The organism is Amycolatopsis sp. NPDC051758 (genome assembly GCF_044453095.1).
GTDB lineage: Bacteria > Actinomycetota > Actinomycetes > Mycobacteriales > Pseudonocardiaceae > Amycolatopsis.
This window is the reverse complement of sequence record NZ_JBITCJ010000021.1, coordinates 16594-28695: the sequence shown is the minus strand read 5'-3', so window position 1 is coordinate 28695 and position 12102 is coordinate 16594. Positions and strand designations below refer to the sequence as shown.

General features: G+C 70.8%; 8 protein-coding genes and 1 pseudogene. 6 read left to right on the top strand and 3 right to left on the bottom strand.

The genetic code is table 11. From position 1 onward, the window contains the following. From ACIA5G_RS50605 to ACIA5G_RS50595, 3 genes and pseudogenes are all read left to right on the top strand, one after another. Positions 1-563 (top strand): annotated as a pseudogene (locus ACIA5G_RS50605) (hypothetical protein); the annotation flags it as partial. Beyond that, a complete protein-coding gene (locus ACIA5G_RS50600) occupies positions 550-2379 on the top strand; it encodes a bifunctional sugar phosphate isomerase/epimerase/4-hydroxyphenylpyruvate dioxygenase family protein (protein WP_395937176.1) in 1830 nt (609 codons plus the stop codon). The pseudogene ACIA5G_RS50605 and the gene ACIA5G_RS50600, both read left to right, overlap by 14 nt. A gap of 147 nt (positions 2380-2526) precedes the next feature. Further along, positions 2527-3276 carry a PIG-L deacetylase family protein gene (locus ACIA5G_RS50595; protein ID WP_395937174.1) on the top strand — a complete coding sequence of 250 codons (750 nt, stop codon included), beginning with the start codon at positions 2527-2529 and terminating at the stop codon, positions 3274-3276. A 4-nt stretch (positions 3277-3280) separates the two neighbouring features. Here the strand turns inward: ACIA5G_RS50595 and ACIA5G_RS50590 are convergent, their stop codons facing one another. Further along, positions 3281-4129 (bottom strand): SDR family oxidoreductase, encoded by an 849-nt coding sequence (locus tag ACIA5G_RS50590; protein WP_395937172.1) that lies wholly within the window; start codon positions 4127-4129, stop codon positions 3281-3283. Positions 4130-4246: 117 nt separating this feature from the next. On the opposite strand from ACIA5G_RS50590, the gene ACIA5G_RS50585 reads away from it, so the two are divergent. Further along, positions 4247-4651, top strand: coding sequence for a winged helix-turn-helix transcriptional regulator (locus tag ACIA5G_RS50585; RefSeq protein WP_395937170.1), 405 nt, complete (start codon positions 4247-4249; stop codon positions 4649-4651). 538 nt (positions 4652-5189) lie between these two features. Here the strand turns inward: ACIA5G_RS50585 and ACIA5G_RS50580 are convergent. Both ACIA5G_RS50580 and ACIA5G_RS50575 read right to left on the bottom strand, forming a co-directional pair. Further along, the gene (locus ACIA5G_RS50580) at positions 5190-5723 is read right to left on the bottom strand and encodes a M15 family metallopeptidase (RefSeq protein ID WP_395937168.1); all 534 of its coding nucleotides are present in this window, start codon (positions 5721-5723) and stop codon (positions 5190-5192) included. A gap of 81 nt (positions 5724-5804) precedes the next feature. Further along, entirely contained in the window at positions 5805-8879 is a 3075-nt protein-coding gene (locus ACIA5G_RS50575) for an AfsR/SARP family transcriptional regulator (protein WP_395937166.1), read from the bottom strand. Between the two features lie 161 nt (positions 8880-9040). On the opposite strand from ACIA5G_RS50575, the gene ACIA5G_RS50570 reads away from it, so the two are divergent. Continuing rightward, positions 9041-10393: a hypothetical protein gene (locus tag ACIA5G_RS50570; protein WP_395937164.1), complete on the top strand. Its 1353-nt coding sequence runs from the start codon at positions 9041-9043 to the stop codon at positions 10391-10393. A gap of 284 nt (positions 10394-10677) precedes the next feature. Further along, the gene (locus ACIA5G_RS50565; protein WP_395937162.1) at positions 10678-12030 is read left to right on the top strand and encodes a GH25 family lysozyme; all 1353 of its coding nucleotides are present in this window, start codon (positions 10678-10680) and stop codon (positions 12028-12030) included. The last annotated feature ends 72 nt before the right edge of the window (positions 12031-12102 follow it).

Sequence of the window (12102 nt, the reverse complement as noted above, 5' to 3'; positions counted from 1 at the left end):
CGTCGGTGGGACCGGACCTCGCGCCGCTGGGATCGGACCGCGGCGCGGCTGGATCGGACCGCGCGTCGGTGGGACCGGACCTCGCGCCGCTGGGATCGGACCGCGGCGCGGCTGGATCGGACCGCGAACCGGGGGGACCGGACCGTGCCTCGGCGAGCACGGACCGCGCGCCGGCGGCACCAGACCGCGCGTCGGCCGGACCAGCTCGCACACCAGCAGCACCAGACCTAGCAACAGCCGTCGCCACCGCGGACGGGCTCGTCCACGCCACCCCGACCGGGATGGCCGCCCACCCCGGCCTGCCGCTTCCCGCCGCGCTCCTACGGCCCGGCCTGTGGGTGGCCGAAGTCGTCTACCGGCCGCTCGAAACTGAGCTGGTCCGCACCGCCCGCGCCCTCGGTGCGCGGGTGCTTGACGGTGGCCGGATGGCCGTTTTCCAGGCCGCCGACGCGTTCGCCCTCTTCACCGGCACCGAACCCGACGCCGCCCGGATGCTGCGCCACCTCGCCGCGCTCACCGGAACCCCTCCGCTCGAAAGGCAGCCCGCCGATGTCCTCGACTGAGACCGAGTCCCGCCGTTCGATCGCCACGGTCTGCCTGTCCGGCACCCTCGAAGACAAGCTGACCGCGGCGGCCCGGGCCGGGTTCGACGGGGTGGAGATCTTCGAGAACGACCTCGTCGCCTCGTCGTGGTCGGCGAAGGAAATCCGCGAGCACTGCACCGAACTGGGCCTCTCGATCGACCTCTACCAGCCGTTCCGCGACTTCGAAGCGGTGCCGCCCGCCGTGCTCGCGAAGAACCTCCGGCGCGCGGAGCTCAAGTTCGACGTGATGGCGCAGCTCGGCGCCGACACGATGCTGGTGTGCTCGTCGGTTTCCCCGGACGCGGTCGACGACGACGACCTCGCCGCCGAGCAACTGCACCTGCTGGCCGAGCACGCCGCCGCGCGGGGGATCCGGATCGCCTACGAGGCCCTGGCGTGGGGCCGGTTCGTCAACACCTACGAGCATTCGTGGCGCATCGTGCGCCGCGCCGCCCACCCCGCGCTGGGGCTCTGCCTGGACAGCTTCCACATCCTGTCGCGCGGCAGCGACCCGGCCGCGATCCGCACGATCCCCGGCGAAAAGCTGTTCTTCCTGCAGCTGGCCGACGCGCCGCGGCTGCAGATGGACGTGCTGCAGTGGAGCAGGCACCACCGGCTCTTCCCCGGCCAGGGCGCCTTCGACCTGACCGCCTTCACCGGTCACGTCCTCGCCGCCGGGTACACCGGGCCGCTGTCGCTCGAGGTGTTCAACGACGTCTTCCGCCAGGCCGACCCGGCGCCGGCGGCCGTCGACGCCATGCGGTCCCTGCTCGCCCTGCAGGAAACCCTCGGTGTCACCGACCTTCCGCCCGCTCCGGCGCTCGCCGGGCACTCGTTCGTCGAGCTGGCGGTCGACGACTTGGCCGAGCCTGACCTGGCGACGGCGTTGCAGGGCCTCGGGTTCGCCGAGACGGGCCGGCACCGGTCCAAGCCCGTCCGGCTGTGGCAGCAGGGGGACGCGCGGATCCTGCTCAACGGCTCCGGTTCGTCCGGCGGCGCGTCGGTCGGCGCGGTTGCCGTCGAGAGCGCGGACCCGGTCGCTTCGGCCCGGCGCGCCCAGCGGCTGCTCGCGCCGATCCTGCCGCGCAGCCACCGCGCGGACGAGGCGGACCTGTCGGCGATCGCCGCGCCGGACGGGACGTCGCTCTTCTTCTGCCGCACCGGCGCCGAGACCGGCGACAGCTGGCTCGGCGACTTCACGGTGACCGAGGCACCCGGCGAGGGCGCCGGGGTGACCGGGATCGACCACCTCGCCCTCACCCAGCCGTTCGACCACTTCGACGAGGCGGCGCTGTTCTACCGCGCGGTGCTCGGCCTCGAGCCGGAGCCCGTGACGGAGTTCGCCGCGCCGTTCGGGCTGGTGCGCAGCCGCACGGTGACCGACCCGTCCGGCCGCGTCCGCATCGCGCTCGAATCGGCCCTGCTGCGCCGCGGTGAGTGGGCGCCGGGGGTCCGCGAGCCGCAGCGCATCGCGTTGACCACCGGTGACGCGCTCGCGAGCGCCCGCCGGATGCGCGAGCTCGGGGCGCCGCTGCTGGACATCCCCGGCAACTACTACGACGACCTCGACGCCCGCCTGGCCCCGGCTCCCGAGCTGCTCGCCGCGCTGCGGCAGCAGTCGGTGCTCTACGACCGCGACGAGCACGGCGAGCTGCTGCACTTCTTCACCGTGGTCCTCGGCGGCCGCGTCTTCTTCGAGGTCGTCCAGCGGATCGGTGGTTACGCCGGCGACGGCGCCGCGAACTCACCGGTCCGGATGGCCGCGCACCGGCGGCAGCGCGAAGCGTCGGCTTGACACCTGTCTCGCCGGTTCTCCGTACGTGGCCGCGCGACAAGCCGCTGGAGCAGCACGTCCCGGTCGACTCCACTTCGGACGGTTCGGCGGCGACGGGTTCTTCCGCAGAAGGTGGTCGCGCGCCTTCGTGCCGTGAAACGAGGGAGGATGGCCGGCATGACACTGCCTGCTCTGCCCGAGGAGTCCTTCCAGCGTGTGCTGTGCGTCGTCGCGCACCCCGACGACATGGAGTACGGCGCGTCCGCGGCGGTCGCCCGCTGGACCGCGCGCGGCATCGAGGTCGGTTACCTCCTGCTGACGCGCGGCGAGGCCGGCATGCCGAACCCTCCCGAGGAGACGGCACGCCTGCGGGTCGCCGAGCAGCAGGCCGCCTGCGCCGCCGTCGGTGTCACGCACCTGACCGTCCTCGAGCATCCCGACGGCGTGCTCGTCTACGGCCTCGACCTGCGCCGGGACATCTGCCGGGAGATCCGCCGGTTCAAGCCCGACGTCGTCCTCGGCACCGGATGGGACGTCGAGACGCCGTACGGCTTCGACCAGGCCGACCACCGCGCGGCCGGGCTCGCGACGCTCGACGCGATCCGGGACGCGGGCAACCGGTGGGTCTTCCCGGAGCAGGTCGAGGACGAGGGCCTCGAACCGCACTCCGCACGCTGGTTCATCATCCCCGGCCCCGCCGGCGCCGGCGCGACCCACGGCGTCGAGGTCACGGGGGAGCCGCTGCGCCGCGGCGTCGCCTCGCTCGAGGCGCACGCCGCGTACCTGGCCGCGCTCCCGGATCACCCCGCCCCGGCGGACTTCATCCCGCAGTTCGCCGCGATGAGCGGCAAGGCCATGGGCGTCGAGCACGCCGTCCTGTTCCGCGCCCACGACCTGCAGGCGCCGCCGGAGCTCTAGAGGTTCAGCTCTTGACGAGGGCGGCGACGGCGTCGGCCAGCGGCGTGGTCGGACGGCCGATCAGGGCGCGCAGGTCGCCCGTGGTGGCGGTGAGTTCGCCGTCGCGGATGCCGCGGTCGGCGTCGACGAGCATGTCGGCGACCGGCTCGGGCAGGCCCGCCGCGACGAGCAGCTGCCGGTGCTGCTGCGGGGACAGGTCCTGGTAGGTCACCGGCGTCCCGGCGGCTTCGGTGATGGCCGCGGCGAAGTCGGCGTAGTTCCACTGCGTGTCGCCGGCGAGCTCGTAGGTCTTCCCGGCGTGCCCGTCACCGGTCAGGACGGCGACGGCCGCTTCGGCGAAGTCGATCCGCGGGACCGCGCCGAGGCCGGCTTCACCGGCGCTGCCGGCGAACGATCCGGTGGCGAGCGCCTGCTGCACGGTCTGGGCGTAGTTCTCGGTGTACCAGCCGTTGCGCAGGAAGGTGAACGGGATGCCCGCGTCGCGGATCACCTGTTCGGTCGCCTTGTGGTCCGGCGCGACGAACAGCTTCGTCGTGTCGGCGGCCAGGACGCTGGTGTACACGAGGTGGCGCGCGCCGGCCTCTTGAGCGGCCTTGACGACCGCTTCGTGCTGCGCGAGCCGCTGGCCGGGTGTGCTGCTGGAGATCAGAAGCACCTTCTCCGCGCCCGCGAAGGCGGTCGCGAGGGTCTCGGGCCGGTCGTAGTCGGCTTCGCGGACCTGGACGCCGCGCGCCGCGAGGTCGTCGGCCTTCCGCGGGTCGCGCACCGCGGCGACGACCTGGCTGGTCTTTGCGAGCAGGCCGTCCACGACCAGGCGGCCGAGCTGTCCGGTGGCGCCGGTGACCACGATCATGCGTAGCTCCTCAAGTCGGTGTGCTTACCTTGAGAGTGTACTAACTCAGAGAAAGTGCAAACCAATGGTGAGTACCGTCACTGGGTATCGTGCGGTGCGGCCGGTACCGTGAGAGGCATGACGGAAGCGCCGGAGTGGGTGGACGAGCACGGGCAGGTGGTGTTCGACGTCTTCGCGCAGGCGTGTACGTCCCGGTCCACGCTCGAGCACATCACCGGCCGGTGGGGGATCCTCGCGATGGCCGCCCTGTACGACGGCACGATCCGGTTCAACGCACTGCGCCGCCGCGTCTCGGGAGTGAGCGAAAAGATGCTGGCGCAAACCTTGCAGGCATTGGAACGCGACGGCTTCGTGCTGCGCGAGGCGCAGCCGACGATCCCGCCGAAGGTCGAGTACAGCCTCACTCCGCGCGGCCGGCGTACCGCGGCTCTGCTGCTGGACCTGATCCGCGACGTCGAGGACCAGATGCCGGAAGTGCTGACGGCCAACGAGAAGTACGACGGTCGGCGCTCGGAGGCCTGACGCGGCCGGCTTCGCGATCTGCACTCCGGCTTCCCCGGCGGCGCATGGTCTATCGTTCCGCCATGCTCGATCGCATCCGCCAGAACACCCGCGCCGCCGCACTGCTGGCGGAGGTGTTCGACTTCGACGTCACCCGCCTCGAGCCCGTCGAACCGGTGCGGCTGGCGTCGGGCGGCGAGTTGCGCGCGGTTGCCGGAGACGCCTCGGGTGGCACGTTCTTCTTGTGCGACGACGGACCCGTGCTCTACGCCGACTCCGAAGGCGGGGCCGCGATCGTCGCCGCCGACCGGGCCGCCGTGATCCGCTTGGTCGTCGGTGTGCCGACCTGGCACGACGTCGTGTCGGACGCACCTGACGTCAAGGCGATGCGCGCCTCCTTCGAATCTTCCTACGCCGAACTGAAAAGCCGACGAGCCCGGGATCGATCAGATCCGCTCCGAGGTCACCGCGGAGCTGGAACTCGGCCAGGTCACCGTCGACGAGCTGCTGGCGTCGCTGAGCCGGTGCCTGACCGAACTGTCGCCCGACTACGTGCTGCTCAACAAGAACGGCGACGAATACGACCCCCTGTGACAGTCGCCCCGGGGTCGGGCAGTGGTCCGTACCGGCTGTGCGCGGCCTGCGTCACGAAGGCCCAATACCGGTCGCCGTAGGACCAATGCCACCAGCGTGTCGGGTAGGCGACGAGGCCGACGGCCGTCAGCGCCGAGGTCAGCATCTGCCTGGTCCGGTCGGCAGGCGGTGGCACGATCCCGGTGCAGCACGTCGGCAGCGTCGCGGCAGCCGGATCGACGGCGTGCCGGTCGGACAACGTGATGTCGACGGCGCCGCCGGTCGGGTGCGGTGCGACCGTGGGCCGGGTCGCCGGGCGGTGGCCGTCGACGATGAGCAACCGGACCGTGCGGGGCAGGAGGCTCTGGGCGGTGACGAGCCGCTCGACAACGCCGTAGCGGAGGTGGACCGGCGGGCCGGCGACGGACAAGGGCGCCGAGGCCCGCACGTCCACGAGCGGCTCACCGCAGTCGCGGATCGGGACTCGTGCGATCCGCGGATCGGACCACCTCGCGATCATGTGGTTCACGGCTCCCGGTTGGACGGTGTGTGCGTGCGGGCCAACCGTCGCCGAACGCGCTGCAGAACCTCTGTAACCGGGTTACAGAGGTTCCTGACCGGTGAGCTCGGAGTACTCGCGAGCTCCGTACTCGCGGAACGTGTTGATGGCCTCGGTCAGTGCTGCCTCCGCTGCCGCGTGGTCGCCTCGGGCCCGTTCCAGCTGGGCGATGTCGCGAAGGGTCCTGGCGCCGAACAGTGCTGCTCCTTGCGCTCGGAAGAGCGTCAACGCGTAGGTCAGCCTGGCGCTCGCCGCGTCGAACCGGCCTGCGGCCAGGTCCAGCTCGCCGAGCGTGCGCAGCACCATCGCCTCCGCCCAGCCGTCGTGGTCGTGGACGTGCTCGGCGACCGCGGCTTCCAGGGGTTCCCTGGCCTCGTCGAACCTGCCCATCCGGATGTGCGTCTTCGCGAGCCCACGCCGGCAGTACGCGGCGAGCTTGGTGTCGCCGAGCTCGCCGAACAGGTCCAGTGCGCGGGTGAACGCGGTCTCGGCCTCGGTGAGCCTGCCGCGTGCCCGGTGGGTCAGCCCGATGGTCCGCAGGGTCAGGGCCTCGCCGCGCCGGCTGCCGGCCCGCCGGAAGGCCGCGAGTGCCGCCGTGAGCGACCGGTCGGCGGCGTCGAAGTTCCCCCGCTCCAGGTGGACCGAGCCGATGAGCCGTTCGCAGTGGCCGACGGCGCGGTCGTCGGCAAGGCCTTGGCACAGCACGGATGCCTGCGATAGGAAGTGCTCGGCCTCGGGCAGGTAACCCTGTTCGCGGCAGGCCAGCCCGAGTGAGGCGAGCGCGTTCGCCTCGCCGCGTGGATCGTGGAGATCGCGGAACCGCTCGACGACGTCGGTGAGGCACATCTGTGCGTCGGCGAATCGGTCCTGCTCGTAGCGAAGCTGACCGAGCTCGGCCAGCAGGACCGCCTCGCCGTGCGCGTTGCCGGCGCGACGGGCGGAGGCCAGCGCTGCCTGGTGCGCGCGGTTCCACAGGTCCATCACGTTGTTCAGCGGGTACCTCGACGTGCACAGGATCGACGCGACGGCCACCGCGAGCTCGTCGAGCTCCATTTCCGCGGCTCGCTCCACGGCGAGCACCAGTGACACCTGCTCGGTGTCCAGCCACCCGCGGGGGTCGGCCAGCGCGCTGTCGAGCACCTCGGGGTCGATCTCGCCGCCGGGACGGGCCGTGGTCAGGGGGACGACTCCGGAGGTCACGCTGTCGACGATGTGGTCGCGGAGCCGGTCCAGGGTGGCCGCCCAGCCGCCGACGACCCGGGCGGTCGAGGCGAGGAGGTCGGCCCGGGACTCGCGCCGCTCGGCCTCCTCCCTGGCGTAGATGCGGACCAGGTCGTGCAGCCGGTAGCGCACCAGACCGGTGTCGTCGACGAACGTGTAGTCCACCAGGTGGCTGTCGACGAGCTGCTCGACGACCCGCTCCGCGACCGCGACCTCGACGTCGAGTGCGCGGGCCACCACCCAGGACCGGAAGTCGGCCACCGCGAGGTGACCGAGCCGGCGGATCGCGGCTTGAGCGTCCGGTTCCAGGCTGCGGAAGCTCAGCTCGATCGTGGCCCGGACCTGCTGGTCGCCGGCGGACAGCTCGTCGAGGCGGCGGCGCTCGCCGGTCAGCCGGTTGGCGAGCAGACGGGGGGACCACTGCCGGCGGGTGGCCAGCCGAGCACCCGCGACCCGTACGGCGAGCGGCAGGTTGCCGCAGGAGGCGACGATCTCGGCGGCGGCGTCAGGAGCGGACTCGATCCGGTCGCCACCCGCGACGCGCGCGAGCAGGGCCGTCGCCTCCGCGTCACTCAGCATGTCCACCTCGACGAGACGCGCGCCGGCCAGGCCGGCCAGCCGGCTGCGCGAGGTCAGCAGGACCGAGCAGGTGCCGGCGCCCGGCAGCAGGGGACGCACCTGTTGCTCGTTCGCCGCGTCGTCGACGACGATCAGCATGCGGCGCCCGGCCAACAGGGTGCGGTAGGCGTCCATGCGCTCGTCCGCGCCGTCCGGGATCGTGCCTTGATCGGGCTGCAGCGCGCGAAGGAAGCGGCCGAGCACCTCGGCGGGCGACGCCGGGGTGTCGGTGGTGCCACGCAGGTCGACGTGGAGCTGGCCGTCCGGGTAGGCGGCGGACACCCGGTGGGCCACGTGGGCGGCGAGCGCCGACTTGCCGACGCCGCCGGGGCCGAGCAGCGCGGCCACGACCGGTCCGCTCCGCTCGCCGGTCAGCGCGCCGGTGAGCTCACGCACCAGGTCGTCCCGCCCGGTGAAGTCGGCCGCGTCGGGCGGCAGCTGCTTCGGCGCCGGGAACCGCGGCTCGCTGTCCTCGGTCGGAGCCACCTCGGGGCGTGGAACGGCTGCCGGCGGGCCTGGCTCGGCGCGGAGGCCGAGCAGCGCGGGGTCCGACCGCAGGATCGCCTCGTGCAGCTGGGTCAGCTCGGCCTCCGGCTCGATCCCCAGCTCGTCGATGAGCGCGTCGCGGCCCTGCCGGAAGACGGTCAGCGCGTCGGCGGTCCGGCCCGCCCGGTACAGGGCGAGCATGAGCTGGCGGCGCAGGGTTGCCCGGGTGGGGTGCTGCCCGACCAGCACGGTCAGCTCGCCGACCAGTTCGTCGGTGCGGCCCAGCTCCAGGTCCGCGGTGATCCGGGCCTCGATGACGGCGATGCGCTGCTCGTCGAGGCGGGCGGCCTCCGTCGCCAGGATGCGGCTGCGTACACCGTCGAGAGCCGGTCCGCGCCACAGCGTCTCCGCGGTCCGAAAGGCGTTCGACGCCTCCCGGTGCCGCCCGTCGGCCACCGCGGACCGGCCTTGTGCCGCGAAGAGTTCGAAGCGGCGCCAGTCGAGGCTGTCGTCACCGACCCGCGCCAGGTATCCCGGCGAGCGGGTGTGGATGATCTCCGTGTCGTGGTCGCCGATCGCCCGGCGCAGTGTGGAGACGTAGGTCTGGATCAGCGCCCGCGCGGTGGGCGGTGGTTCGTCGTCCCAGATGATGTCGACCAGCCGGTCCGTGGCCACGACCCGGCCCGGGGCGAGCAGCAACGCGGCCAGCAGCGTGCGTGCTTTCGCGCCCCCCAGTGCGAGCGAGCCGGTGGCATCGCGCACTTCGATCGGTCCGAGCAGCCGGAACTCCATTGAACGCCCCTCCCCTGAATGGCGCAGCGACTCTGCGCCCGGCACCGGCCCTGGAAAACCGCTGTAACGGCTTTATGGCCGCCATTGCAGAGAAGGTGCAGCGCGGGCACCGAGGCTGAGTGCCATCAACCCGGAATCGTCACGTCAGGAGGGTATCTCCCATGCCTACCACCACCAGGGTCATCGCAGCCGCGCTCGGCGGATTGACGGCCTCCGTGCTCTTGGGCGCTCCGGCCGGCACCGCGGCACCGATGCCCGACCAGCCCGCCGCGGCTCCGTCCGCCCTCGCCTCGGACCGGGGCGGCCCGATCGCCCGGGCCGAAACCCTGGCCCGCGCCCAGAACTGGGTGGACCGGTCGATCACCTACACCCAGACCGGCACCTGGGCCACCGACCCCGACGGGGCGCACACCTACCGGCGGGACTGCTCCGGGCTCGTCTCGATGGCCTGGCACCTGGGGTCCAGCCTGGTCACCAACCAGTTCCTGGACAAGGCACGAGCCGGCGACGGCATGCACGTGATCCCGTTCGACGACCTGCGGCCCGGGGACGCCATGGTGCGCGACAGCGACGGCTCAGGCTCGGACGGGCACATGGAGCTGTTCTCGCACTGGGTCAACTCCGGCAACCACAGCCAGGGCGCCTACGTCTACTCTTTCAACAGCACCGGAGAGACGGTCCGAAACCCGTACGCCAACAACAACTTCGGCAACCTCGGCCGCAACTCCGACAGCGAAATGCGCAGCTACACGCCTATCCGTTACAACCGCATCGTCGAGGACGGTCCGCCGAATCTGGGGGTGTTGGATTTCCTGCTTTCGGATGATCCTGCATCCAACGTGCACACGCGCGCTGTGATCAATTACGGGAACAGCCCGATGGTGCCGATCGTGGGGGATTGGGACGGCAATGGAACCGACACGCCCAGTGGGTACGATCCGACGAGTGCGACGTTCCTCGTGAGCAACACGCCGGAGACCGGGCAGGCGCAGTATTCGTTCAGGTACGGCAATCCGGGTGCTCAGCCGTTGGTCGGTGACTGGGACGGCGACGGTAAGGACAACGTCGGGGTTCGGATGGGGAATACCTTCTTCCTGCGCACGAGCTCGGTGGCCAGTGGGACCGAAACGACCACCTCGGTTGCTTTCGGTGACGTGTCCGACATTCCCGTGATCGGTGACTGGGACGGCGACGGCAAGGACAATGTCGGCTTCTATCGGCCCAGTGGGGCTCGCTTCTATTTGCGCACGAGTGCGAACACCGATCCCGTCGACGCCACGACCGTGGTGCTGTACGGCAACACCAACGTCCAGCCGCTGATCGGTGATTGGAACGGTGACGGCAAGGACAACATCGGTGTGCGGATGGGAAACACGTTCTTCTTCCGGACCAGCGAAGTCAACGACAACGCCGAAGTCACCGCCTCGGTTGCTTACGGCAACGGCACCACCGAAATCCCGATCGTGGGCGATTGGGACGGCAACGGCACCGACACCCAAGGCATCGTCGCCTAGCGCGCGAAATGCCTGCCCTTCCCACCTTCCGGACACCTTTCAAGCCTCAAGGAGCAGTCATGCGCAGCAACACCTTCCGAGGGCAACGGCGGAGACGGCACGGCGACCACCGCCCGCTGTCCGCGCTCCTGGTGCTGGCGGTCACCGTCGTGGTCACGGTGGTGACACCGGCCGTCGGCGTGGCCTCGCCGGCGGCCGGGGACACGTGGCCGGACGGCTCAGCCTCCGCCGGGACCGGGTCCGGCCGGTCGGCGCAGGCCATCGCGGCCCCGCCGGGATATTCGGTGACCGGCATCGACGTGTCCAACCACCAGGGCACGATCAACTGGGCGAACGTCGCGGCCGGCGGCGCGAAGTTCGCCTACGCCAAGGTGACCGAAGGCGTGAATTTCACCGACGCCTACTTCGCCGCGAACTACGGTGGCGCAAAGGCCAATGGCCTTTACGCCGGCGCCTATCATTTCGCGCGACCGGACCGTAGCAGCGGCCAGGCCCAGGCCGACTACTTCCTCGACCGGGCCAAGTACACCGCGGATGGCCGGACTCTGCCACCCATGCTGGACATCGAGTGGCCGTGGGACGGATCAGGCAGCCCGTCGCCCTGCTACGGACTGAGCCAGAGCCAGATGGTGAACTGGATCCGCGCCTTCGTCGACCGGGTGCGCGAGCGGACCGGCCGGGCAACGATGATCTACACCAACACCAACTGGTGGAACCCGTGCACCGGCAACAATGCTTCTTTCGGCGCCAACCCGCTGTTCATCGCCAACTACTCCGGCTCCTCGGGTCAGCTGCCCGCCGGCTGGACCAAGTGGACGCTGTGGCAATACGCCGACTCCGGAGCACTGCCCGGCGACCAGGACGTCTTCAACGGCACGCCGGCCGAGTTCGCCGCGCTGACCGGCGGCTCGCCGAATCTGGGTGTGTTGGACTTCCTGCTTTCGGATGATCCCGCATCCAACGTGCACACGCGCGCCGTGATCAATTACGGGAACAGCCCGATGGTGCCGATCGTGGGGGACTGGGACGGCAACGGGACCGACACGCCCAGTGGGTACGATCCGACGAGTGCGACGTTCCTCGTGAGCAACACGCCGGAGACCGGGCAGGCGCAGTATTCGTTCAGGTACGGCAATCCCGGCGCCCAGCCCCTGGTCGGCGACTGGGACGGCGACGGTAAGGACAACATCGGCGTACGCATGGGGAACACCTTCTTCCTGCGCACGAGTCCGGTGACCAGCGGGACCGAAACGACCACCTCGGTCGCTTTCGGTGACGCGTCCGACACCCCCGCCATCGGAGACTGGGACGGCGACGGAAAAGACAACGTCGGCTTCTACCGGCCCAGCGCAGCTCGCTTCTACCTGCGCACGAGTGCGAACACCGATCCCGTCGACGTCACGACGGTGGTGTTGTACGGCAACACGAACGCCCAGCCGCTGATCGGTGATTGGAACGGCGACGGCAAGGACAACATCGGTGTGCGGATGGGAAACACGTTCTTCTTCCGGACCAGCGAAGTCAACGACAACGCCGAAGTCACCGCCTCGGTTGCTTACGGCAACGGCACCACCGAAATCCCGATCGTGGGCGATTGGGACGGCAACGGCACCGACACCCAAGGCATCGTCGCCTGACACCGCATGACCGGATTTCGGTCGACACGTCGTGCGGGCCATCGTGTGGGCGGGCAACGCCCCACGATGGCC